Consider the following 25,523-nt stretch of genomic DNA (forward strand, 5'->3'; position numbering starts at 1 on the left):
CATGCTGTCCCCACCCCCGGAGTACCCGGAAGGCATGCCGCATGGCCAGCTCAGCCCGCCCGTCCAGCCGTCGCAGTCCCCGCCCCGCAGCAGCCGGAAAGCGGCGCGCCCCCGAGCAGCAGCGCAGGCAGCAGCCCACGCCGCCCCGCGAGTTCACCATGCCGGAGAACACCACTCCCGCGCTGCCCCCGGTCGACACCTTCGCCGAACTCGACATGCCCGCAGCCCTGTTGAAGACGCTGACGGCGCAGGGCGTCACCGCGCCCTTCCCGATCCAGGCCGCGACGCTGCCCAACTCGCTCGCCGGACGGGACCTCCTCGGCCGCGGCCGCACCGGCTCCGGCAAGACCCTCGCTTTCGGACTTTCGCTGCTCGCCCGCACCGCCGGTGCCAAGGCCGAGCCGAAGACCCCGCTGGCGCTCGTCCTCGTCCCCACGCGCGAGCTCGCCCAGCAGGTCACCGACGCCCTCACCCCGTACGCCACCTCGCTCCATCTGCGCATGACCACCGTCGTCGGCGGCATGTCGATCTCCCGCCAGGCCGGCCAGCTGCGCCGCGGTGCCGAGGTCGTCGTCGCCACCCCCGGGCGTCTGAAGGACCTCATCGAGCGTGGCGACTGCGCCCTCGGACAGGTCCGGATCACGGTCCTCGACGAGGCCGACCAGATGGCCGACATGGGCTTCATGCCGCAGGTCACCGCCCTGCTCAAGCAGGTCGCGCCGGGCGGCCAGACCATGCTCTTCTCGGCGACGCTGGACCGGAACGTGGACCGGCTCGTCAAGCAGTTCCTCACCGACCCCGTCGTGCACTCGGTCGACCCGTCCGCGGGCGCCGTCACGACGATGGAGCACCACGTCCTGCACGTCCTGGACGAGACCGAGAAGAAGGCCGTCACCGCGCGCATCGCCGCCCGCGAAGGCCGCGTCATCCTCTTCGTCGACACCAAGCGCTCCGCCGACCGGCTCGCCAAGCGGCTCCTGGCCAGCGGAGTGTTCGCGGCGCCGCTGCACGGCGGCCGCAGCCAGCCGCAGCGCAACCGCACCCTGGAGCAGTTCAAGGACGGCCGGGTCACCGCGCTGGTCGCCACGAACGTCGCCGCCCGCGGCATCCACGTCGACGACCTCGGCCTGGTCGTGAACGTCGACCCGCCCACCGAGCACAAGGACTACCTGCACCGCGGCGGCCGGACCGCCCGTGCCGGTGAGTCCGGCAGCGTCGTCACGCTCGTGCTGCCCGAGCAGAAGCGCGACGTGCAGCGGCTGATGCGCGACGCCAAGGTGCAGGCCCGTACGACCCAGGTCCGTTCCACGGACGAGGAGCTGGTGACGATCACCGGGGCGCGCGAGCCCTCCGGCGTGGCCGTGACCATCTCCGTCCCGGAGCAGGCCGCCCCGGCCGCCGCCGCCAAGCCGCGCCGTTCGCGCCGCTCCCGCGGTGCCGGTTCGGGCAACGGCGGCACCGGTTCCGGCCGCGCCGCGAGCGGCGAGGGCCAGCGTTCCGCGCAGGGCGGCCAGCGTTCCGCGCAGGGCGGTCAGCGTTCCGCGCAGGGCGGCCAGCGTTCCGGCCAGGGTGCGGCCGGAGGCGGCCGACGCCGCTCGGGCACCGGCGCCGGCGCCGCGAACGGTGCGGCGACCGGTGGCAACCGGCGCGGCCACGGCCCCCGCAAGGCCGCGGCCTAGGCCCTGGTCACACCCCGCACCCCGCCCTGGCGCGGGCGGGGTGTCTCCCGGGTCAGGCGAAGGCGTCCACGCCCGTCAGCTCCGCCGACAGCGACCACAGCCGGGCCGCCGCCACCGGGTCACGGGCCCACGTCTTGACCCCGCCGGCGAGCATGTCCTCGGCGTCGTCCGGCACCGACTCGGCCAGATCGCAGTCCTGGCAGTACGCGCCGCCGTACGCGTCGAGCACCGGTGCGGTGGCCGCCCAGACCGTGGTCGCCGCGCCCTGCTCCGGCGTCTTGAAACCGGGCCGCGGCTCTCCCGTCTCCGTGACCCAGCCGCGCCCGGCCCACTCCTCGCGCGGGATGTGCCGTTGCAGCGGCGTCAGGATCGAGCCGGGGTGCACGGCGTACGCGCGCAGACCGCCGGCCGCGCCGAGCCGGTCCAGGTGCAGCGCGAACAGGGCGTTCGCCGTCTTGGCCTGACCGTAGGCGAGCCAACGGTCGTACCCGGTACGGAAGTTGATGTCGTCCCAGCGGACGCCGGTCAGGAAATGACCGGAGGACGTGAGAGCGACGACCCGGGCCCCGTGCGGTGACAGCGCCGGGCACAGCCGGTTCACCAGGGCGAAGTGGCCGAGGTGGTTCGTGGCGAACTGGTACTCCCAGCCGGGCCCGACCCGGGTCTCCGGGGCCGCCATCACCCCCGCGTTGGCGACGACGAGGTCCAGGGCGCGGCCCGAGTCGAGGAAGCGGCCGGCGAAGGCGCGCACGCTCTCCAGGTCGGCCAGGTCGAGCGCGTCCACCTCCGTACCCGCGATGCCCGCAAGGGCTCGACGCGCCTGTTCGGGACGGCGCGCGGGCACGATCACCCGCGCTCCCGCCGTGGCGAGCGCGCGGGTCGTCTCCAGGCCGAGGCCCGAGTAGCCGCCCGTGACGAGGGCCGTCCGCCCGGCGAGGTCGACACCGGCGACCACCTCGGCCGCCGTACTGTGCGCCCCGAACCCGCTGCCGATCCTGTGCTGTTGCGTGGTGCTGGTCATGCCCGGGACGGTAGATGGTGGAGCGCACACGAGGGCAAACGCGCGCAGGGGTCTGCTGTCGCGTGGGTCAGTCCACGAGCCGGGCCCGCAGCAGTGCCGCCGTGCGCCGGTCGATGCCGAGGCCCTCGGCCACGTACCGCCGGAGGCTGCCGTAGTCGTCGCGCACCTGGGCGAGTGCCGCCGCGAGGTACTCGGCACGCACTTCCTGGAGCGGGATCAGCAGTTCGGGGTGGGGCATCGCGCCGGACTGCTTCAGGCTCTCGCGGAGCTTCGCGTCGTAAGCCGCCCGGAAGGTGTTGGACGCCAAGTAGTCCGCGACGGCGGCGTGTTCGGACACACCGAGCAGGCGCAGCAGGACGTACGTCGTCCAGCCGGTGCGGTCCTTGCCGGACGTGCAGTGGTAGAGGAGGGCGCCGCGTCCGCCGTATGCGATGTCGTGCAGGGTGGCCGCGAACTGCGACCGGTTGTCGGAGCTGGTGACGAACATCGGATACACGCTCCGCATGAACGCGGCCGCTCTGCCGCTCCCCAGAATCTTCTCCTGCTCGACCGGGTCCCCGGAGCCGATGGCGGTGAGGATCCGCGCGTACAGGCCGTTGTCGGTGACCGGCCGCGCGACGCCGGCCACGCCCGACGGCAGTCGGTCAGCACCGTCGATCCGGACTTCCAACGGCACGCGATTGTCGACGACTTGACGCAGCCTCAGGTCGCCCAGCGTGGCCAGATCGGCGTCCGTGAGCCTGCTCAGCGCGTCGGCGCGGTAGACGAGCCCGTGCCGGACCCGGCCGCCGGACGCGCGAAGGCCGCCGATGTCGCGGACGTTCACCGCGCCCTGCAGCGGAATGTGCTGGATCCCCCGGGTGCGGGGCGCCGCGGTGGCCATCGGGGCGAGGGCCGCCACCGTGACGGTGCCGAGTGTGGCGCCGAGCAGGGTGCGGCGGGGCAGGGCGTTGCTGTGCGTGCCTGGCATACGTGAACTCCCTTTGTTCACAGGCTCTGTGGCCCAGAGAAGTGCTCTTCAGCAGTGCTCTTCAGGAGTGCGGATGGTGGCGGAGAGGCCGGTGTTCGACTACCTTTCCACCTAACGTTTGTTTGGTACGCGCATCAAGCTCGACGCTAGCAGGCGACGGAGGCGGGCGGAACGGGTCGGGAGGACCGGACGGCATGGGGAGCGGGATGGATCTGAGCGGGCGGGTCGCCGTCGTCACGGGTGGCACCAGGGGAGTGGGCGCGGGCATCGCGGCCGCGTTCGCGCGGGCCGGCGCGCGGGTGGTGGTCTGTGCTCGCCGGCCACCCGAACTCCTGCTGGGAGGCTGTGAGTTCGCGCCGGTCGACCTACGTGACGCGGTGGCCGTGCGGGGACTGTTCGCGGGGCTCGACCGGGTGGACGTGCTGGTGAACAACGCGGGCGGCACACCGTACCGGTTGCTCGGCGACACCGAAGCCGAGCGGCACGCGCGCGTGATCGACCTCAATCTGACGGCCCCGTTGACCGCCTCGCTCGCCGCCCGCGCACAGCTCGAGGCGGCCCGCGGCTCCATCGTGATGATCGGCAGCGTCAGCGGGACACGTCCCTCGCCGGGCTCGGCGGCGTACGGAGCGGCGAAGGCGGGCCTGGAGAATCTGGCGCGGTCCATGGCCGTGGAATGGGCGCCGGACATCCGCGTCAACACCCTGGTGCTCGGCATGGTGCGCACGGAACTCTCCGCGCTGCACTACGGGGACGAGGAGGGCATCGCCGCGGTGGGCGCGACGGTACCGCTGGGCCGCCTCGCCGAGCCGCGCGAGATCGGCGAGGCCGCCGTGTTCCTGGCGTCGGACGCGGCGTCGTACATCACCGGGGCGAGCCTGCTCGTGCACGGCGGCGGGGAACGCCCCGCGTTCCTGGACGCGGCAACGGCCAACAAGGAGGCGTGAGATGACGGATGCGACCGAGGCGGTTCCGGTCGGCGGCGGGCTGTGCGCGGGGCGCGTGGTGGCCGTCACCGGGGCCGGGCGGGGACTGGGGCGGGCGCATGCCCTCGCCTACGCGGCCGAAGGCGCGAAGGTCGTCGTCAACGACCTCGGGGTGGGCCTCGACGGCGTGCCCGCGCCGGACAGCCCGGCAGCGCAAGTGGCCGAAGAAATAAGGCAGTCGGGTGGCGAGGCGACGGCCCACGGGGGTGACATCGCCACCTCGGAAGGCGCCGCGTCACTCGTCGCCGCGGCCGTCGACACGTTCGGGCGGCTCGACACGCTGGTGAACAACGCGGGGTTCCTGCGGGACCGGATGCTGGTGAACCTGGAAGAGGACGACTGGGACGCCGTGATGCGGGTCCACCTCACAGGCCATTTCCTGCCACTGAAGCACGCCGCGGCGTACTGGCGGGCGGAGGCGAAAGCGGGCCGCCCGGTGACGGCCCGCGTCGTCAACACCTCCTCCGGCGCGGGCCTGTTGGGGTCGGTCGGGCAGGGCAACTACAGCGCGGCCAAGGCCGGGATCCTCGCCCTGACCCTGGTGGCCGCCGCGGAGATGGGCCGGTACGGGGTGCGGGTCAACGCGATCGCACCGGCCGCGCGGACCCGGATGACCGAGGCCACGTTCGCCGAGACGATGGCCGCCCCGGGGAGCGGCGGGTTCGACGCGATGGCGCCGGAGAACGTGTCGCCGCTGGTGGTGTGGCTCGGATCCGCCGCGGCCGGCGACGAGGTGACCGGACGGGTCTTCGAGGTGGAGGGCGGCCGGATCACGGTGATGGAAGGGTGGCGCGCCGGCCCGACCGTCGACAAGGCGGAGCGGTGGACCCCGGCGGGCGCGGGGGGAGCCGTGCGGGAGCTGCTGGAGCGTGCCGCGGTCCCCGGGGGCGTGTACGGGGCGCAGTGAACAAGCGGCCCAAGGGCCGCCTCCTGATCGCAAGGTGGCCGTCACGCCTCGCGCGGCCACGTCCACTCCAGCCGGTTTCTGACACGTACGTCGACGAAGGCACGGGCCGCGTCCTGGGCCACGTCCCTCGCGTACCCGCCGACCGGCGACTGGGCGAGCAGCCGCGCGAGGGTGTCCACGGCACGCGGGTCCTGCCGCCCGGCGAGCCCGCGCGCCGCCTCCGCCGCCACGTCGTCGCGCGGGTCGTCGAGCAGGGCGGCCAGCGCCGCGCGGACGGACTCCGTGTCGACGCCGGATCCGGCGAGCGCGGCCGCCGCCCGGGTCCGGGCGTCCGGGTCGGTGTCGCGAGTGAGGCCGATCAGCGCGGTGAGGGCCTCGGGGCGGTCGCCGGGTGCGAGCGAGCGCAGGGCCAGGGCCACGGATCGGCGTACACCGGGGTCTGGATGTGTGGCGTAGGCGGTGATGTCCGGCAGGACGGCGGGCTCGTGCTGGTGGCCCGACGCCGTTATCAGAGCGCGGAGTTCTACCAGCTCGGACCCGGTGGGCCCGGCAGTCCCGGTGTGCGGGGAGCGGAGCCCCGTGGCCGCTCGCCGGGCGTCGAACTCATCGACAGCGGACCTCCGCAGACCCGCGGCCCGCGCCTGCCCTCTCAGCACCGGAAGAACGCGCCGGGCGAACGGGCGGAGCCCCTGCGCGCCGGGCGTGCCCAACTGACCCAGCACCTCCGCGCCGAACGCCCGCCGCAACGGATCCCGGTCCACGCACCACGCCGCCGCCGCGCGGAACGTCGCGTCGTCGCCGCGGCGGCGCAGCACCCGCATCGCCTCGACCCAGTCGTCGTTGCCGGGGTCGCCGCAGCGCACCGCCCGGTCGGCGAGCTCGTCCGGCGGTGTCGCGATACCGAGGCCGGCCTCCAGGAGCGTGGCGATGGCGGCGTGGCCGGTCTGCTGCTCGTTGCCGTTCCTCGGTCGGCCCGCCGCGTCGAGCAGCTGCACGACGACCGTGACCCCGCCGTCCTCCGCGAACCGCTGCGTCACCGCTTCCTGGCGGTCACCGCCGACCGTCGACTCGACGAGCCCGGCCCGCAGCCGCCCCTCCACATCGACCCCGAACCATCGCCTGGCCTCCGCCAGCGCCTCCTTCCGCCCGGCCGCCCCGTGTTCGAGGAGCGCCCGCACACATCCGGTCGACCCGCGCCGCACGGCCGCCACCAGCGGCAACTCGCCCTTCGCCGCCGGAAGGCGCGGATCGGCCCCGCCGTCGAGCAGCGCCCGCACCACCGCCTCGCGCCCCAACTGCACCGCCCAGGTCAACGCCCGGAAGCCGAGCTCCTCGACCGCGTCCACCCGCGCCCCCGCCGCGAGCAGCGCCCGCACCACCTCGGTGTGCCCGCCGCACGCCGCCCCGCACAGCGGCAGATCGGTGCCCTGGCTGAGCCCGTCCGGATCCGCCCCGGCCGCGAGCAGCAGCCGTACGATGCCCGGCTCGTCGCCCATCGCCGCCCGGTACAGCACGCTCTCGCCGTCCCGGTCGCGCGCGTCGCCGGACGCCCCGGCGCGCAGCAGCAGTACCACCGCGTCCTCGTCGCCGCCGAGCACCGCGTCGTACAGCGCGTCCTGCAACGCGGCACCATCCGCCCTCACTTCGTCGTTCATGCCTCGACCCTCGCTCCCGGGGCCCACGAACGCAAAGTGTTTCGAGGCGAATACCGCCCATTGCGGGGCTTACGTGTCGCACTCCAGGACCGTGCGGCACAGCCCGCACCGCGCCCGCACCCGCCCGCGCACCGGCACCCGGATCCGCTGGTGACACGTAGGACAGGGAAAGGCCACCCGCAGCCCTGACCGGCCCTGCGGCCCGTCCGCCGAGAACGAGTACGGGCCCGCGGGCGCCGGCCCGCGCATGCCGTGGCCCTGCGCGTAACGGCGGTCCTTCGCGTACCGGCGCCGGCCCGCCCAGCCCGCCGCGGTGAGCGGCGGCTGCTGCTCGTCGCGGCGCGCCTGCGCCAGACCCTTGGTGTACGCCGTGTACGCCTGCGCGCTGGTGAACCACGTCTCCGGCGCCTCGCCGAACACCAGCGACCGCTTCGCCAGTACGTACCCGAACTCCTCCGGCGTCAGATAGCCGAGCTTCTGCGACGACGCCGCGTCCTCCCGGTACGCGTCGAGCAGCAGCCATCCCGCGCCCAGATACGTCGCGGCGGTGTCGGTGAGGATCTCGTTGTCGCGCGTCCCCGGGAGCGACAGGTCGAGCCGGTGCAGATACACATGCATGACCTCGTGTGCGAGGGCCGCCCCGATGTCCCGGCGATGCGTACGGAACCGGTCGTTCAGCTCGATGAAGTACTCGGGTCCCGCGGCCAGTTCGACGCTCGCCGCGTGCTCCATCTCCCGGAACCCGATGATCATGCGCGCGTCCGGCAGGTGATAGTGCCGCACCAGCTCGCGCGCCACCCGCTGCGCCCCCAGATGCAGATCGTCCCCGTCGCCGAAGGCCACGTCGGCCGGGGCGACACTCGTCGCGAACGCGTGCACCGTGTCGTACGAGAGGCGCCTGTACAGCGCGGTGATCGCCGTCCGTACCGTCTCCAGATGCGGATAGCCGTGCACCACCGGTCCGCCGTTCACCACGCGCGTACCCCCTGGGGCCGCCGGGCCGTGTTCCCCCGGGGCCCGCCCCCGGACCCGGCGCATCCAGCGTAAGGCCGTCCGCCCCGGACGCCAGACCCCCCGCGGCCGGACTCAACCACCGCCGCGCGTCCGTTAGTCCAACACCTGTCCCTCCTTTGTCCATGGGCGCCCTCGCCCCGCGCGGCGCATCGTGATCGGCACCCGGAACCGCCGTGAGAAGGAGTGCTCCGTGCCGCCCACAGGCCAGCCCCAGCCGCCCGCAGGCCAGTCGACCGACCACCAAGGACCCACCCGCAGGGCCGTCGTGGCCGTCGGCGCCGCCACCGGCGCGAGCCTGACGCTCGGCCTCACCGGCACCGCCACCGCATCCGCCACCGACGCGCCGGGCACCGCCGTGCTCCGCTCCAAGGACCTCGACGTCCGCGTCGCCAGGGCCTTCCCGTCCGTCGTCTCCTACACCGACCGCGCCACCGGCGCCGTCCTGCACGCCCAGCCCGACCCGGTCACGGCCGTGGTCGTCGACGGCGTCGAGCACACACCGAAGGTGACGTCCACGACCGGCGCCGACCGCGCCGATTACCGGCTCACCTTCACCGGGGGCACCACCATCGACATACGTATCACCGTCGAAGGCCACCGCGTCGACTGGCGCGTCACCCGCATCCGCGACACGGCCGCCCTGCGCGTCGGAACCCTGCGGATCCCCGGACTCGCCCTGCTCTCCGTACGCAGCGACCAGCCCGGCGCCGCACTGCTCGCCGCGAAGATCCAGCTCGACAAGGCGCAGAGCGGCGACACCCTCGTCACCCCGAAAGCCGACAGCCCCGCCGAGAAACCCACGGGCTGCGCCTACGCCGTGCTCGCCCACGACACGCTCGGCGGCGCCGTCGAGACCAACACCGTCTACGACAAGCCGGACGCCACCAGCAGCTGGGAGAACGGCCGACTGTGGCGCGAGACGGTCAAGGGCGACGGATTCACCGCCGTCCGCCTCGTCCCCGGCCAGTGGACGCATCGCGCCGCCACCGCCCCCGTCGACGCCACCGAACCGCTCCCGTACGCCACGGTGATCATCACCCGTGACCGCAACGGCGACGGAACCGTCGACTGGCAGGACGCCGCGATCGCCTTCCGGGACATCGCCGTCACCCCGCGCGGCGCCGACGAGCAGCACCTGCGGGTCGTCCCGCACATCCCGTTCAACTTCGCCTCGCAGGCCACCAACCCGTTCCTGACGACCCTCGACAACGTCAAGCGGATCTCGTTGGCCACCGACGGGCTGCGCCAGTACACGCTCCTGAAGGGCTACCAGTCCGAGGGCCACGACTCCGCCCACCCCGACTACGCGGGCAACTACAACACGCGCGCGGGCGGCCTCGACGACCTCAACACTCTGGTCCGCGAGGGCAAGAAATGGAACAGCGACTTCGGCGTGCACGTCAACGCCACCGAGTCCTACCCCGTCGCCAACGCCTTCTCCGAGACCCTCGTCGACAAGACGGACGAGCAGTGGGACTGGCTCGACCAGAGCTACCGCATCGACCAGCGCCGCGACCTCGTCTCCGGTGACATCGTCAAGCGCTTCGCCGACCTGCGCCGCGACGCCGACCCCGCCCTGAACACCCTCTACATCGACGTGTTCCGCGAGTCCGGCTGGACCTCCGACCGCCTCCAGCGCACCTTCCGCGACCAGGGCTGGAACGTCACGTCCGAATGGGCCCACGGCTTCGAAAGGTCGTCGCTCTGGTCGCACTGGGCCACCGAGACCGACTACGGCCCCGACACCTCGCGCGGCATCAACTCCCGCCTGATCCGCTTCATCAGGCACCACCAGAAGGACGTCTTCGCCGACAAATGGCCCACCCTCCTCGGCGTCGCCCGCATGGGCAACTTCGAAGGCTGGACCGGCAAGACCGACTGGACCGCCTTCTACCGGCTCATCTGGACCCACTCCCTGCCCGCCAAGTACCTCCAGGCGCAGCCCATCACCACGTGGGGCGAGCACGAGATCACGTTCGCCGGCGCCGCCCGGACCAGCGTCAGCGACGCCACCGGCGCCCGCCGCATCACCACCGACGGCCGCCTCGTGTACGACGACGGCACTTACCTGCTGCCCTGGGAGCCGCGCAACGCCACCGACCCGGCGAAGCTCTACCACTACAACCCCGATGGCGGCAGCAGCAGTTGGCAGCTCCCGCGCGCGTGGGCGGGCTCCTCCCGTACCGCCCTGTACCGGCTCACCGACCAGGGCCGCGTCTTCGTCGCCTACGTACCCGTCGCGGGCGGCAAGGTCACGCTCGAGGCCGACGCCGGCCAGCCCTACGTCCTCTACCGCCGCCGCGCCGACCTGGACCGCGACCCCGGCTGGGGACAGGGCACCCCGCTGCACGACCCCGGCTTCCACTCCGGCACCCTCAAGGGCTGGCAGGTCTCCGGCCCCGCGTCCGTCGAACGCAGCGACCTCGGCGACCACGAACTCGTCATCGCCCCCGGCGCCGCCGCCACCGTCGCCCAACGCCTCACCAGGCTCGCTCCCGGCACCTACGCGGCCTCCGTCCAGGTCGAGGTCGGCGCCACGGCGGGCGAGCGCCGCAAGGCCTCCCTGGACGTGCGCACCGCCGACGGCGTCACCGCCACCAACTGGACGGACACCTCGACCGCCGGCAACTACGTCGCCGCCGACCGCAAGCACGACACCCGCTTCCAGCGCATGTTCACGTACTTCACTGTCCCCGAGGGCGGCGGCCCCGTCACCCTCGCCCTGCGCGCCGACACCGGGCAGGCACGCGTCCGCTTCGACAACGTCCGCATCACCAGGGCCCAGCGGCCCGCCGCACCCCAAGGCGCCCTTGCCCACGAGGACTTCGAGCACGTACCGCAGGGCTGGGGCCCCTTCGTGAAGGGCGACGCGGGCGGCTCCACCGACCCGCGCACCCACATCGCCCAGCGCCACGCCCCCTTCACGCAGCGCGGCTGGAACGGCAAGACGATCGACGACGTCATCGACGGCACCCAGTCCCTGAAATCACGCGGCGAGAACACCGGCCTCGTCCACCGCACGGTCCCGCACACCGTCCGCTTCACCCCCGGCAAGCGGTATCGAGTGCGCTTGCGGTACGAGTGCGAGCTGGCCGGCCAGTACGCCTGGATCACCGGGGTCGACGGCCCGGCCGCGAAGGAATTGATCCGTGCGGAGCTGCCGGTGGCTGTGGAACCCGCCACCTTGGTGTACGAGTTCACCGCGCCCGCGCAAGGGGATGCGTGGGTGGGTCTGCGCAAGGTCGGCGACCACGGCACGGCCGAGTTCACGCTGGACGCGTTCGAGGTCACCGTGCTTTAGCGGGCCGGGGCCCTGGCCCTGAGAGCCTGCCCGTCTGCCGGGTACCTGTTTCGGCGGCGGGTGCCGGCCGGTGGGCCTGCTGCGCGCAGTTCCCCGCGCCCCTGGAGCATGCGGCTTCGCCGCAGCTCCATGAGAGGCGCGCTCGCGTGCGCCCCTGAGATGCGCACTGCGTGCGGCATCTCCCCTGAAGGCGCGGCGGAGCCGCAGGCCTTCAGGGGCGCGGGGAACTGCGCGACCAGCCCCCACCGGGCCGGTACTCGACTCACGAACCGGCAGAGCCCTCAGCTCAAGCGCACTCGCGGTGCATCCGCACTGTCCAGCTCCAGCACCCACACCTCGTTGTCCCCCTCCCGCACCACGGGACCCGGCACATACAAGGAATGCTGCGGCCCCGCCGACCAATAGCGGCCCAGGCAGAACCCGTTCACCCACACGAACCCCCGCGTGAACCCGGGCAGTTCGAGCGCCGCGTCCCCGGGGGCCGCCACCTGGAAGGAACCCCGGTACAGACCCCGCCCGCCATCGGCCGCCCCGGCCGGCAGCCCCGCCACCGCCGAAGGCGTGAACGCGTCCAGCCGCAACCCCCGCGCCCGCACCCCATGCAGGTACTGCCGTTCGTGCAGCAGCCCGCCCGTGATCCCCTTCGGCTCACCCGTGCGCGGCCCGTAGTTGACCCGGCCGAGGGACTCCACCCACAGCTCCACGCGCGCGTGCCCCGCGACGGGCTCGGCGAGGACCGGCTCCTCCTCCGTGAGCACCCCGGCCCGCTCCCCGTCGACGTACACGACAGCGAGGTCCCGCAGCCCGCTCGCCCGCAACGGATACGGCTGACGCGGCCCCGGCACGGTCACCGCGTACCGGACAAGCCCACGGTCCACGTCCAGCTCCTCGAACGACGGCGGCACCGCATGCTCCGATTCCGGCCCGCCCAACGCCTCCAGCACGCCCTCCAGCGGCGTGAACGCGGTCAGCTCGGCCGTCACCGGGCCGGCCAGCACCGCCGGCGCCTCGGGCACCTCCGGCAGCGGCTCCCGCGCGTACCGGCCGAGGACCTCCCGGAACAGCCAGAACTTTTCGGTGGGGCGGCCGAACTCGTCGATGGGCGCGTCATAGTCGTACGACGTGACATCCGGCTCCAACGGACCGTCGTGCAGCTCCCCGCCCCGGTTCGCCCCCGCCCAGCCCCCGAAACTCGTCCCCCCGTGCGCCATGTACAGATTCACCGATGCCCCGCACTCCAGGATCTCCCGCAGCGCCTCAGCCGCGTCCCGCGGATCCCGTACGACATGCTCGGCCCCCCAGTGATCGAACCAGCCGCACCAGAACTCCATGCACATCAGCGGCCCCTTCGGCCGATGCCTGCGCAGCGTCGCGAACCCCTCGCGCGCGTGGGAGCCGAAATTCGCCGTCGCCAGGACCCCCGGGATCGAGCCACCCGTGAGCATGTGATCCTCGGGCCCGTCCGAGGTGAACAGCGGCACTGTCACACCGAGTTCGACAAGAAGGTCGGCAAGAGTCCGCAAGTAGAGAGCATCCGAGCCGTAACTGCCGTACTCGTTCTCCACCTGCACCATGATCACCGGACCGCCCCGGTCGATCTGCCGCTCCACGATGGACGGCAACAACACCCGGAACCAGCGCTCCACCGACGCCAAAAACCCGGCATCCCTGGTACGGATCAGCGCCCCGGACGCACCCGTCACCCAGTGCGGCAGCCCCCCGTTCTCCCACTCGGCACACATATAGGGCCCCGGCCGGGCGATCACCCACAACCCCGCTTCATGCGCCGCGTCCAGGAAACGGCCCACCGCCGCCACATCGTGCACCTCACCGGGACGCGGCTCGTGCAGATTCCACGGGACGTACGTCTCCACACAGTTCAGGCCCATCGCCTTCAGCATCCGCAACCGGTGCGCCCACTGCTCCTCATGCACCCGGAAGTAGTGCAAGGCCCCCGACAGCAGCCGCACCGGCCCGCCATCCACCTCGAAGTGATCCTCGCCCACCCTGAACTCGGCCATGACGTGCCCCTCTGTGCCCGATAGGCGCATCACCTACCAGCCGCCACCTTCACCTCTGGCGGCCAACGGGGTCCATGGACAAAGATCGGCTGTTGTTGGACGCGGGACGACACCCCGACACCGCCACGCAACAAGCACCACGGAACAGGGACAAGCACCACGGGAGGGGACACATGTCCACGTACCACACCTGGATGCGGTACTTCACACCCAGCCCGGTCCACCACCGCCTCGGCCTCGTCTGCCTCGGCGTGGGACTCCAGCACGGACTGCTGCCGACCGTAGGACCCCGCACCCTCGACCACCACGTAGCCGTCGTCATCACCGCCGGAGGCGGCTGGTACCAGGAAGCGGACGGCCGCCGGACCCCCGTGACCGCACCCGCCCTCATCTGGCTCACCCCAGGCCGCCCCCACCACTACGGAGCCGACCCCGGCACCGGCTGGGACGAATGCTTCGTCGACTTCACCGGACCCGCCACCACCACCTACACCGAACTCGGCTACATAGAGCCCGACCGCCCCCTCGTACCCCTCTCCGACGCCGCCCCCGCCCGCGCCGCCGTCGGCCGCATCGCCCGCGCCGCCCGCCGCGGCAACCCCCTCCTCGACGTCGAGACCGGCGCCGCCGTCCACGAACTCCTCGTCGCCCTGCGCCGCGCCCGCGCCGACATGGCCCCCGACGGCGACCCCGTCCTCCAGGCCCTCGCCCGCGACGCCTTCCAGCCGCTGACCGTCGCCGAACACGCTTCCCGGCACGGCATGACCCCCGCCGAACTGCGCACCGCCGTCCGCAGAGGCGCCGGCTGCAGCCCCAAGGACTACCTCCTCGGCATCCGCCTGGGCCGCGCCAAGGAACTCCTCGCCGCCACCGAACTCCCCGTCGCCGCCGTCGCCCGCCGCGTCGGCTACGACGACCCCGCCTACTTCTCCCGCCTCTTCACCCGCCGCGTCGGCACCGCACCCGTCCGCTTCCGCGAACAACAGGGCCGCGCCGTCCCCGGCGGCTGGTCCGACCGGATCCCCGACCCCGACGACCCACCCATGCTCCACGTAGGCTGACCCGTCATGACCTCCAGCAAGCCACAGGCCGTCGATCCCGAGGTGCGCGCCGAACTCGGCCGGCTCCGCGACAGCATCGACAACATCGACGCCGCCGTCGTCCACATGCTCGCCGAACGCTTCAAGTGCACGCAGCAGGTCGGACACCTCAAGGCCCAGCACGAACTGCCCCCGGCGGACCCGGCCCGCGAATCCCGCCAGATCGAACGCCTCCGCCAGCTCGCCGAGAACGCCAAACTCGACCCGGCGTTCGCCGAGAAGCTCCTGAACTTCATCATCAGCGAAGTGATCCGCCACCACGAGCAGATCGCCGAGAACACCAAGCGCTGACCAGGCGGCCCCGCTTCGCCCACCGAAGAATCCGGGGCCGGATGTCAGCGGCATCCGGCAGCATGTCCCCATGTCCGTACTGACGCGCGACGAAGCGCAGACCCGAGCCCGGCTCATCGACGTCCAGCGGTACACCGTCGACCTCGATCTGACCCGCGGCAGCCACACCTTCGACTCCCGAACCGTGATCCGGTTCACCGCGCGCGCCGCCGGCACCACCTTCGTCGAGCTCAAGCCCGCCGAACTGCGCTCCGTCACCCTCGACGGACACCCCCTCGACCCCGCGGCCCTCGACGGCAACCGGCTGCCGCTCACCGGCCTCACCGAGGGCCCCCACGAGCTGCGCCTCGACACCGCCATGCGCTACTCGCACACCGGCGAGGGCATGCACCGCTTCACCGACCCCACCGACGGCGAGACGTACGTCTACACACAGCTGTTCATGGAAGACGTCCAGCGCGTCTTCGCCGCCTTCGACCAGCCCGACCTGAAGGCCCGCTTCGACGTCACGGTCACCGCCCCCGAAGGCTGGACCGTGCTCACCAACAGCGTCGTCGAGCACCTGGGGGAGGGCACGTGGCAGGCCGCCACCACCCCACTGCTCCCCACCTACCTCGTCGCCGTCGCCGCCGGACCCTGGCACTCGGTCCGCACCGAACACCGCGGCCTCCCCTTCGGCCTGCACTGCCGCCGCTCACTCGCGCCCCACCTGGACGCCGACGCCGACGAAATCCTCGACATCACGCGCGCGTGCTACGACCGCTACCACGAGAAGTTCGACGAGCCCTACCCCTTCGACTCCTACGACCAGGCGTTCGTCCCCGAATTCAACGCCGGCGCCATGGAGAACCCCGGCCTCGTCACCTTCCGCGACGAGTTCGTCTACCGCTCCGCCGTCACCGACACCGAACGCCAGACCCGCGCCATGGTCATCGCCCACGAAATGGCCCACATGTGGTTCGGCGACCTCGTCACCCTCCAATGGTGGGACGACATCTGGCTGAACGAGTCGTTCGCCGAGTACATGGGCTACCAGACCCTCACCGAAGCGACCCGCTTCACCGACACCTGGGTCGACTTCGGCGTCGCCCGAAAAGCCTGGGGCTACGACGCCGACCAGCGGCCCTCCACCCACCCCGTCGCCCCCGAAGCCGTCGAGGACACCGCCTCCGCACTCCTCAACTTCGACGGAATCTCCTATGCCAAGGGCGCCAGCGCCCTGCGCCAACTCGTCACCTGGCTCGGCGAGAAGGACTTCCTCGCCGGCATCAACACCCACTTCAAGCGACACAAGTTCGCCAACGCCACCCTCGCCGACTTCATCGACTCCCTCGCCTCCCACACCGACCGAGACGTCCACGCCTGGGCCGACGCCTGGCTGCGCACCACCGGCGTCGACACCCTCACCGCCACCGTCACCACCGACGACACGGCATGGCACCTCGACCTGAGCAACGACGGCAGCACCGGCGTGTGGACCGCCCCCGACCCGGCCAAGGACCGCGACGGCCTCACCCACCTGACCTCGCTCACCTCCCCGCCCGCCAGGCGCCCGCACCGCATCACCATCGGCCTCTACGACACGGACCCCGGCGACCCGCGCCGACTGACCCCGCGCAGCCGCCTGGACGCCGACATCAAAGCCACCGGCGGCACCGGGCTCTCCGCCCACGGACCCCGACCCGCCCTCTTCGTCCTCAACGACGGCGACCTCACCTACGCCAAGATCCGCCTCGACCCCGCCTCACAGGAAGCCGCCCTGCGCCACCTCTCCGGCGTCCCCGACCCCCTCACCCGCGCCGTCCTGTGGAACACCCTGCGCGACATGGTCCGCGACGGCGAACTCGAACCCGCCGCCTACCTGACCACCGTCGCCGCCCACCTCCCCGCCGAGACCGACCTCGCCCTCGTCCAGGGCGTCCTCACCTTCGCCCACGCCCAGGTCGCCGACCGGTTCAGCACCCCCGCCGAACGCCCCGCCGCCCTCACCCTCCTCAGCACCCTGTGCCAGGACCTCCTGCACCGCACCGAGGGCGGCGACAACCCCGGCCTGCGCCTCACCGCCGTACGCCACTTCATCGACACCGCCCAGCACCCCGACACCATCCGCGACTGGCTCGACTCCGGCGCCGTCCCCGGCGGCCCCGACCTCGACCCCGAACTGCGCTGGCGCATCCTCGGCCGCCTCAGCGTCCTCGGCACCATCGACGACGCCGTCATCGACGCCGAACTCGCCCACGACCCCAGCGCCACCGGACAAGAAGGCGCCGCCCGCTGCCGCGCCGCCCTCCCCGACCCCCAGGCCAAAGAAGCCGCCTGGACCGCCCTGTTCACCACCGACCCCGACCAGGAACTCTCCAACTACCTGTTCACCGCCACCGCCCAAGGCTTCTGGCAACCCGAACAGACCGACCTCCTGCGCCGCTACGTACCCCGCTACTTCACCGACGCCACCGCCCTCGCCGACCGCCGCGGCCCCGCCATCGCCGAGGCCGCCGGACGCCACGCGTTCCCCGCCCACGCCATCGACGAGGACACCCTGCGCCTCGGCGACCAGTGTCTGACCGAAAGCAACCCCTCACCGGCCCTGCGCCGCAAACTCGCCGACCAACTCGACGACCTGGCACGGGCGTTGAAGGTGCGGACCGCCCAGCAGTCCTAGCACGCGACCCAGCACTCCCCAAGCGCAGGCCAGCACCGCTGAAGTAGGCCAGGCCCACGCCCCAGGACCCGAGCTCCACCGGGCCCCGAGGCGTGGGCCGCCCTATACACCACCAACACGCTTTCCCCGCACAGGAGTACCCCTTTCGGGTCGTCCTCCCCCATTCGCCAAGGGTGCCCTTCCCAAAGGTCCAAGACTGGTGCGGCACGGCCTCACGCCCGTGCCCACCCACCGGTCACACACCCGAAGGACCCCGCATGAGCAGCACCCCGCCCCTCGCCGGAGGCATCCAGGGCCCCGACGCCCTGCGGCCGCTGCTCACCACCGTCCTCGACGCCCTCCACGAAGGCGCCACCCGCCGCGGCGGCCCCCTCCCCGCAGGCGGACCCGACGCCGTCGCCGCCCGACTGCGCGAGCAGGCCGGAACCGTACTGCCCGAGCAGGGGACCGGCGCCGACGACGCCCTGCGCACCCTCGTCACCGCACTCACCGAAGGCGCCGCCGACCCCGCGGACCCCCTGTGCGCCGCCCACCTGCACTGCCCGCCGCTCGCCGTCGCCACCGCCGCCGACCTCGCCGCGAGCGCCCTCAACCCCTCCATGGACTCCTGGGACCAGGCCCCCGCCGCCTCCGCCCTCGAAGACCTCGTGACCGCAACCCTCGCCCGCGAGGTATACGGCCCGGTACACGGCGAGGCACACAGCGAAGAAGCCCCCGCCGACGCCCTCGTCACCACCGGCGGCACCGAGGCCAACCAACTCGCCGTCCTCCTCGCAAGAGAAACGACCCGCCACCCCGAACCCGTACGCCTCCTCGTCGGAGCCAACGCCCACCACAGCCTCGCCCGCGCCGCCTGGCTGCTCGGCCTGCCCGACCCCCTCACCGTGCCCGCCCCCACCGGCACCCTCGACCCCGCCGCCCTCGACGAAGCCCTCGCCGACCTGCCGGGCCCCAAACTCGTCACCGCCACCGCGGGCACCACCGACGCCGGCCTCATCGACCCACTCCCCGAGATCGCCGACATCTGCGAACGACACGGCGCCCGCCTGCACATCGACGCCGCCTACGGAGCCGGCCTCCTCCTCAGCGCCCGCCACCGCGCCCGGCTCGACGGCCTCGCCCGCGCCCACACCGTCACCCTCGACCTGCACAAACTCGGCTGGCAGCCCGTAGCCGCAGGATTCCTCGCCGTACGCGACCCCGCCGACGTAGCCGCCCTCACCTACCAGGCCGACTACCTCAACGCCGACGACGACACCGAAGCCGGCCTCCCCGACCTCCTCGGCCGCTCCCTGCGCACCACCCGCCGCCCGGACATCCTCAAGATCGCCGTCACCCTCAAAGCACTCGGCCGCACCGGACTCGGCGCCCTCACCGACCAGGTCATCGACCTCGCCCACCACCTGGCCCACCTCGTCGACACCCACCCCGGCTTCGAGCTCTACGACACCCCCACCCTCTCCACCGTCCTGTTCCGACCCCGCGGCGCCGACGACACGACCATCGCCGACATCCGCCGCGGCCTCCTCACCGAAGGCCGCGCCGTCCTCGGCCGGGCCCGCACCGACGACGGCACCCTCTGGCTCAAAGCCACCCTGCTCAACCCGCACACCGAACCGGGCGACCTCACCGCCCTCCTGAAACTGGTGGAAGGACACACGACCCGATGAACGCCGTGCCAGCCGCGCCCACCCCGCACCCCACCCAGCCCACCGAAGCACCCCGCGACCTCGTCGGCGTCGGCATCGGCCCCTTCAACCTCTCCCTTGCCGCCCTCGCCCACCCCCTCACCGAACTCGACACCGCCTTCTACGACCAGCGCCCCGCCTTCCACTGGCACCCCGGCCTGCTCATCGACGGCGCCACCCTCCAAGTCCCCTTCCTCGCTGACCTGGTCACCCTCGCCGACCCCACCAGCCACTGGACCTTCCTCAACTACCTCAAAACCCACCAGCGCCTCTTCCCCTTCTACCTCGCCGAGCAATTCCACATCCAGCGCGCCGCCTACGACACCTACTGCCGCTGGGTCAGCGAGAACCTCCCCGGCCTGCACTTCTCCCACCAGGTCGACGCCGTCCGCTGGAACAGCGAACGCGCCCTCTTCGAAGTCGACTACACCCAGCTCGACGCCGACGGAGAAGCCGAAGCCCTCGGCCGCACCTACACCAAGAACGTCGTACTCGGAGTCGGCACCGAACCCCACATCCCCGAACCGCTCAGGCCCCTCGCCGACGCACCCACCGTGCCCGTCATCCACTCCGCCGACTACCTCACCCACCGCGACCGCGTCCTCGCCGCCGAACACATCACCGTCATCGGCTCAGGACAGTCCGGCGCCGAAATCTTCCTCGACCTCCTCCGCGCCCGCCCCGCAGGACACGAAAAAATCCACTGGCTCACCCGCACCGACGCCTTCGCCCCCATGGAGTACTCCAAACTCGGCCTCGAACACTTCACCCCCGACTACACCCACTACTTCCACCAACTCCCCGAAGCCGAGCGCGACCACCTCGTCCCCGCCCAATGGCAGCTCCACAAAGGCATCGACGCCGACACCATCGCCGCCATCCACGAAGAGCTCTACCGGCGCACCCTCGACGGCGGCTGGCCCGACGCCACTCTCACCCCCGGCGTCAGCGTCCGCACCGCAGGCCGCGTCGCCACCACCAAAGTCGAACTCCACCTCGAACACCGCCGACAGGGCACCCGCTCCCGCCTCACCACCGACGCCGTCATCCTCGCCACCGGCTACCAGGAACGCTCCCTCGCCCCCCTCCTCACCGGCCTCGACCCCTACATCCGCCGCGACCGCGCCGAACGCCCGCGCATCGACGAACAGTTCCGCCTCGTCCTCGACGAATCCGTACGCGGAGCGGTCTACGTACAGAACGCCGAACGCCACACCCACGGCGTCGGCGCCCCCGACCTCGGCCTCGCCGCCTGGCGCAGCGCCACCATCCTCAACTCCCTCACCGGCAGGGACCCCTACCCCCAGCCCGCACGCACCGCCTTCACCACCTTCGGCCTCACCGGACACGAAAACCGCGCCCCCCGACCCGGACACCGGGCAGGAGAACGCGGCCAACTGATCGAACTCCAGGGATGAACCCCAACGACTAGAACACCGGCGTCCCGTCCCGCGTCAGCCTCCAGTCCACCGACGCGAAATCAGCCGGATCCAGAACACCCTTCGCCGTCACCCACTCCGCGATCCGCGTCCGGATCTCCGTCGACTCCGACCACAACTCCTGCGCCGACGCCACATGCGGGAACGCCCCACCACCGTTCGCCCGGTAGTTGTTCACCGCGAACACGAACTGCGCCGCATCATCCAGGTCCGCGCCATCGAACTTCACGTTCTTGATCCGCGCACCCGCCGCCTGCGCGATGTCGATGTCGTACGTCAGCCCCGACACATAGTCGTAGTTGTAGTCCGGACGGTCCCCGGCATTCGTCAGCTTCTCCACGTCCACCACCGCACCCGCCGCCGTCTGCACGAAGTACTGCGCCGAGAACTCCAGGTACGCCCGCACCTGCGCACCCGTCAGCAACTTCGCCACCAGCGTGTTGTCGTACACATACAGGCCCGACAGATCGCGGATCGTGACATCACCCGCCGGAATCTCCGACGTACGCGAGAACGGCGACGCCTGCGACAACACCGGCAGCGACGCGTACTGCGTCGACTTCAGCGCCTCCGTCACCACATCCGCCTGCACCTTGTTGATCAGATCGATGATCGGCGCGTCCTTGTACCGGGCATCCACCGTGGTCAGCGTCGTCTTCGCCTGACCCACCACCTGGTTCACGTACTTCACGACCAGCGCGTGCTCGTCCTTCAACAGCCGAGTGATCTTCGGGTCATCGGCCACCGCATTCGAGTTCAGCAGCTTCGACGACACCGACGCCACCGCCCACCGGCCCTTCTCCCACTCCAACTCGAAGTCGAAGAGAGCCAACCGCTCCGCGTAACACAACGGCTCCGACAGGACGACCGGCTTCCCCGTCTTCTCGTTCTTCACCACCTGCTGCTCGATCTCCACATGCGCGTGCCCGACCAGGATGGCGTCGATCCCCGGCACCTTCGCCGCCATGTTCGCCGCCGCGTTCTCCACATACGGCAGCTGATCACCCCACGACGACGTGCCCGACGCCCCCGTGTGCGCCGACACGATCACCACGTCCGCACCCATCGAACGCAACTTCGGCACCCACAGCGCGGCCTGCTCCTCGATACCGGGGAACTTCAACACACCCTGCACATACGCCTTGTCCCAGATCGCGATCCCCGGGTTCGTCAGCCCCAGGATCGCCACCTTCACGTCCTTGCCGTGCGGCGTCCGCAGCTTCTTTATGACATACGGCGCGAATGCCGGCTTCTCCGTCTTCGCGTCCACCGCGTTCGCCCCCAGCAACGGGAACTTCAACTGCGACTCGAACTTACGGAGCGTGTCGATGCCGTAATTGAACTCGTGGTTGCCCAGCACCGCCGCGTCATAACCGATCGCGTTCATCGCCTGCGCCATCGGGTGCACCGGACCACCCTTCGCGGTGATCGGCTCCACCCGCGCGAAGTAGTACGTCAACGGCGTGCCCTGGATCGTGTCGCCCGCGTCGATCAGCAGCGTGTTGCCACGCCCCTTCTCCTCGCGCACCTGCTTCACCAGCGTCGAGATCCGCGACAGGCCCTGCGCGTTGCCCGCCGCGTCCGTGTACTCGGCGTCCTTGTAGTAGTCCCAGTTGAACGCGTGACCATGCAGGTCGGTCGTCCCCATGACGGTGAACGAGTACCGCTTCCGCTTCCCATGACCGTGCTCGTGCCCGTGGGCGTGCCCATGCCCGTGCCCATGGCCCCGCTCCGCGGCCTCGGCGCCGGGCGCGGCCACGGCACCGGTCAACGCCACCCCCACACCCGTCGCGGCGGACTGTCCCAGAAACTTCCTGCGGTTCAACGGCATCTCTGTACTCCTCGGGGCACCACTGGCTGAGAGTCAACGCGGTCAACACACATGTAACGCGCGTAGATTCTGGCCCAGAACACACCTCCCGCAACACCCCCCGCAGGTTGCGATCGGATGACCAGACGCCGGCCCGCCTCACCCTCCCCCCTCCCACAACTCCGAGAGCCCCCAAAAAAAGCGCCCGATTCGCTCATCAGAGCAGCACCCCGCGCATATTCAAAACATAGCGAAGCTTGTCAATAACCCTTCATATGAACGTTGTTGAGTAGTCACCCCCGGCCAATTCCCTACCCACCGGTAAGGCCTAGGCTCGAACCATGCGCCGAGCAAAGATCGTCTGTACCCTGGGCCCCGCCACCGACTCGTACGAGCAGATCAAGGCACTCGTCGAAGCCGGAATGGACGTAGCCCGCTTCAACCTCAGCCACGGCACCTACGCCGAGCACGAGGAGCGTTACCAGCGCGTGCGAAAGGCCTCGGAAGAGACCGGCCGCAGCGTCGGAATCCTCGCCGACCTTCAAGGCCCGAAGATCCGACTCGGCCGCTTCACCGAAGGCCCCGTACTCCTTGAACGCGGCGACACTTTTACCATCACCGTCGAAGACGGCATCGAAGGCGACCGCCGGCGCTGCGGCACCACCTACAGCGGCCTCGCCGAAGACGTCACCCCCGGCGAACTCATCCTCGTCGACGACGGCAAAGTCAGCCTCGAAGTCACCGGAGTCGACGGCCCCCGCGTCCACACCGAAGTCGTCGAAGGCGGCATGGTCTCCGACCACAAAGGCCTCAACCTCCCCGGCGTCGCCGTCTCCGTCCCCGCACTCTCCGACAAGGACGAAGCAGACCTCCGCTGGGCCCTGAACATCGGCGCCGACATCATCGCCCTCTCCTTCGTACGCAGCGGACGCGACATCGAAGACGTCCACCGCATCATGACCGAAGAAGGCCGCCGCCTCCCCGTCATCGCCAAGGTGGAAAAGCCGCAAGCCGTCGACAACATCGACGACATCGTCGCCGCATTCGACGGCATCATGGTCGCCCGCGGCGACCTCGGCGTCGAAATGCCCCTCGAACAAGTCCCGATGGTCCAGAAGCGCGCCATCAAACTCGCCAAGCGCAACGCGAAGCCCGTCATCGTCGCCACCCAAATGCTCGACTCGATGATCGACAACTCGCGCCCCACCAGGGCCGAAGCCAGCGACGTGGCCAACGCCGTCATCGACGGCACCGACGCCGTCATGCTCTCCGGCGAGACCAGCGTCGGCAAATACCCCATCGAAACCGTCAAGACCATGAGCCGCATCGTCGAAGCGGCAGAGGAAGACATCCTCGCCAAGGGCCTCCCGCCCCTCACCGACCGCAACAAACCCCGTACCCAAGGCGGCGCCGTCGCCCGAGCCGCAGCCGAAATGGGCGACTTCGTCGGCGCCAAATTCCTCGTCGCCTTCACCCAGTCCGGCGACACCGTCAAGCGCCTCTCCCGCTACCGCTCCCCGATCCCACTCCTCGCCTTCACCCCCGACGCCGCCACCCGCGCCCAGCTCAACCTCACCTGGGGCGTCGAGACCTTCCTCGGCCCGCACGTCGACTCCACCGACGCCATGGTCGCCCAGGTCGACGAAGAACTCCTGAAGATCGGCCGCTGCCAGAAGGGCGACGTCGTCGTCATCACAGCCGGCTCCCCGCCCGGCGTCGCCGGCTCCACCAACCTCGTCCGCATCCACCACATCGGCGAGGACGACAGCCCCAAGTAGGCGTTCGCATATAGGTAGTTGGGGGCCACATCCGGAACGGCAAGGGTGCGGCCCCTCGCACACGCCCGGAAGACTACGGCGTCACGATCGCGAAATTCGGATCCGGCTTGCCCACCACGGCCAACAGCTTCCGCAACAGCGACACGTCACCCGACACCCCGCTATCACCCAGCCCCTTCCCACCGAGCAACGCGAGCAACTGCGCCTTCGTCATGGTCAACGTGACCCCGGCCTCCCCATCGGCCTCGCCATCGCTCCTGCACGTCAACACACCGTTCTGCAAGGTCAAGTGGTACACCACCTTCAAAGCCGGGAAACCGTCATCCCGAGGTTGATCATCCGCAAGGTCTGGTCATGCATGTACGCATACAAGTCCCGCTGCTCCGTGAGCAGTTCGGTGATCTCACTGCCACCCCACGTCGGCCAGTGATGCGACGCGAACGCCACATCGACCCGCCCGGCGACACGTTCTGCCCGAGCCCACAACCGATCTGACCCTTCGCCGACTTGGGGAGCTGCGCGCCGTACATGTACGACGTCCGGCGCGTCATCGCCGTACCCGCGTACACGTTCTCCGAGACCGCGTGCTCCAGGAACCCCTCCGGCGCGATGACCGGCACGTCGCCCGCCCCGCCCGGCAGGACGCCGTACGCGCCGCCGAAGTGATCGACGTGCGGGTGCGTGTAGATCAGCGCCGTGACCTTCTTGTCGGCGGCGTCACGGTGGTTCCGGTACAGCTTGAGCGCGGCGGCCGCCGTCTCCGCGGAGATCAGCGGGTCGATGACGATGAGGCCCATGTCGCCCTCGACGATCGTCATGTTGGAGAGATCGAGCCCGCGGACCTGATAGATCCGGTCGGTCACCTTGTACAGGCCCTGCCTGCTTGCCAGTTGGGACTGACGCCACAGGCTCTTGTCGGCGGTGGCCGGAGCGTCCTTCTTCAGGAAGCCGTACGCGTCGTTGTCCCAGACGACCTTGCCGTCGGCGTTCTTGATGACGCCCGGAGTGAGCGCCGCGACGAATCCCTTGTCGGCGTTGTCGAAGTCGGCGGTGTCGTCGTAGTCCAGGTCGCCCTCGTCCGTCGCGCTGCTGTCATCGCTCTTACGCGCGGCGAAAGCGGACTCCGGGCTCACGGCCACGGCGGCCGAAACGGCGCCGGTTGATCGGGCTCATGCGTACCTCTTCGACGACGGGGTGGGTG

The 25,523-nt window shown here is 71.0% G+C and carries 17 protein-coding genes and 1 pseudogene; 10 read left to right on the top strand and 8 right to left on the bottom strand.

Annotated features, from left to right (window positions below):
- Positions 1-41 precede the first annotated feature (41 nt).
- Positions 42-1,679, top strand: coding sequence for a DEAD/DEAH box helicase (locus ACIREE_RS16365; protein ID WP_404151665.1), 1,638 nt, complete (start codon positions 42-44; stop codon positions 1,677-1,679).
- A gap of 52 nt (positions 1,680-1,731) precedes the next feature.
- On the opposite strand, the gene ACIREE_RS16370 is transcribed toward ACIREE_RS16365, so the two are convergent.
- Positions 1,732-2,700, bottom strand: a complete 969-nt coding sequence (locus ACIREE_RS16370; protein ID WP_404151668.1) for an oxidoreductase — start codon at positions 2,698-2,700, stop codon at positions 1,732-1,734.
- 67 nt (positions 2,701-2,767) lie between these two features.
- Entirely contained in the window at positions 2,768-3,670 is a 903-nt protein-coding gene (locus ACIREE_RS16375) for a tyrosine-protein phosphatase (RefSeq protein ID WP_404151670.1), read from the bottom strand.
- A gap of 206 nt (positions 3,671-3,876) precedes the next feature.
- Between ACIREE_RS16375 and ACIREE_RS16380 the strand changes: the two genes are divergently transcribed.
- Both ACIREE_RS16380 and ACIREE_RS16385 read left to right on the top strand, forming a co-directional pair.
- Positions 3,877-4,617: an SDR family oxidoreductase gene (locus ACIREE_RS16380; protein WP_404152314.1), complete on the top strand. Its 741-nt coding sequence runs from the start codon at positions 3,877-3,879 to the stop codon at positions 4,615-4,617.
- Position 4,618: 1 nt separating this feature from the next.
- Positions 4,619-5,563 (top strand): SDR family oxidoreductase, encoded by a 945-nt coding sequence (locus tag ACIREE_RS16385; protein ID WP_404151673.1) that lies wholly within the window; start codon positions 4,619-4,621, stop codon positions 5,561-5,563.
- Between the two features lie 41 nt (positions 5,564-5,604).
- Here the strand turns inward: ACIREE_RS16385 and ACIREE_RS16390 are convergent, their stop codons facing one another.
- Both ACIREE_RS16390 and ACIREE_RS16395 read right to left on the bottom strand, forming a co-directional pair.
- Positions 5,605-7,218 (bottom strand): ankyrin repeat domain-containing protein, encoded by a 1,614-nt coding sequence (locus tag ACIREE_RS16390; protein ID WP_404151676.1) that lies wholly within the window; start codon positions 7,216-7,218, stop codon positions 5,605-5,607.
- A 69-nt stretch (positions 7,219-7,287) separates the two neighbouring features.
- Entirely contained in the window at positions 7,288-8,193 is a 906-nt protein-coding gene (locus ACIREE_RS16395) for a hypothetical protein (protein WP_404151679.1), read from the bottom strand.
- Between the two features lie 229 nt (positions 8,194-8,422).
- Here ACIREE_RS16395 and ACIREE_RS16400 point away from each other — a divergent pair, with 229 nt between their 5' ends.
- A complete protein-coding gene (locus tag ACIREE_RS16400; protein ID WP_404151682.1) occupies positions 8,423-11,533 on the top strand; it encodes an endo-alpha-N-acetylgalactosaminidase family protein in 3,111 nt (1,036 codons plus the stop codon).
- 281 nt (positions 11,534-11,814) lie between these two features.
- Here ACIREE_RS16400 and ACIREE_RS16405 read toward each other — a convergent pair whose 3' ends face one another.
- On the bottom strand, positions 11,815-13,554 hold the full coding sequence (locus ACIREE_RS16405) for a beta-galactosidase (protein ID WP_404151685.1): 1,740 nt from the start codon (positions 13,552-13,554) through the stop codon (positions 11,815-11,817).
- Positions 13,555-13,727: 173 nt separating this feature from the next.
- Between ACIREE_RS16405 and ACIREE_RS16410 the strand changes: the two genes are divergently transcribed.
- From ACIREE_RS16410 to ACIREE_RS16430, 5 genes are all read left to right on the top strand, one after another.
- Positions 13,728-14,615: a helix-turn-helix domain-containing protein gene (locus ACIREE_RS16410; RefSeq protein ID WP_404151688.1), complete on the top strand. Its 888-nt coding sequence runs from the start codon at positions 13,728-13,730 to the stop codon at positions 14,613-14,615.
- 6 nt (positions 14,616-14,621) lie between these two features.
- Entirely contained in the window at positions 14,622-14,945 is a 324-nt protein-coding gene (locus ACIREE_RS16415) for a chorismate mutase (RefSeq protein WP_404151691.1), read from the top strand.
- Between the two features lie 70 nt (positions 14,946-15,015).
- Positions 15,016-17,607 (top strand): aminopeptidase N, encoded by a 2,592-nt coding sequence (gene pepN, locus ACIREE_RS16420; RefSeq protein ID WP_404151694.1) that lies wholly within the window; start codon positions 15,016-15,018, stop codon positions 17,605-17,607.
- 257 nt (positions 17,608-17,864) lie between these two features.
- Entirely contained in the window at positions 17,865-19,277 is a 1,413-nt protein-coding gene (locus ACIREE_RS16425) for a pyridoxal phosphate-dependent decarboxylase family protein (RefSeq protein ID WP_404151697.1), read from the top strand.
- On the top strand, positions 19,274-20,713 hold the full coding sequence (locus tag ACIREE_RS16430; RefSeq protein WP_404151700.1) for a lysine N(6)-hydroxylase/L-ornithine N(5)-oxygenase family protein: 1,440 nt from the start codon (positions 19,274-19,276) through the stop codon (positions 20,711-20,713). Before ACIREE_RS16425 ends, ACIREE_RS16430 begins: the two co-directional genes overlap by 4 nt.
- Positions 20,714-20,723: 10 nt before the next feature.
- Here ACIREE_RS16430 and ACIREE_RS16435 read toward each other — a convergent pair whose 3' ends face one another.
- A complete protein-coding gene (locus ACIREE_RS16435) occupies positions 20,724-22,565 on the bottom strand; it encodes a bifunctional metallophosphatase/5'-nucleotidase (protein WP_404151702.1) in 1,842 nt (613 codons plus the stop codon).
- 320 nt (positions 22,566-22,885) lie between these two features.
- Here ACIREE_RS16435 and pyk point away from each other — a divergent pair, with 320 nt between their 5' ends.
- The gene (gene pyk, locus ACIREE_RS16440) at positions 22,886-24,322 is read left to right on the top strand and encodes a pyruvate kinase (RefSeq protein WP_404151705.1); all 1,437 of its coding nucleotides are present in this window, start codon (positions 22,886-22,888) and stop codon (positions 24,320-24,322) included.
- 73 nt (positions 24,323-24,395) lie between these two features.
- On the opposite strand, the gene ACIREE_RS16445 is transcribed toward pyk, so the two are convergent.
- Together ACIREE_RS16445 and ACIREE_RS16450 are read right to left on the bottom strand one after the other, a co-directional pair.
- Entirely contained in the window at positions 24,396-24,611 is a 216-nt protein-coding gene (locus tag ACIREE_RS16445; RefSeq protein ID WP_404151708.1) for an alkyl sulfatase C-terminal domain-containing protein, read from the bottom strand.
- Positions 24,612-24,640: 29 nt separating this feature from the next.
- A pseudogene (locus ACIREE_RS16450) lies at positions 24,641-25,461 on the bottom strand (MBL fold metallo-hydrolase); the annotation flags it as partial.
- Between the last annotated feature and the right edge of the window lie 62 nt (positions 25,462-25,523).

Origin of the sequence: Streptomyces sp. NPDC102467, assembly GCF_044765445.1 — a bacterium.
GTDB lineage: Bacteria > Actinomycetota > Actinomycetes > Streptomycetales > Streptomycetaceae > Streptomyces.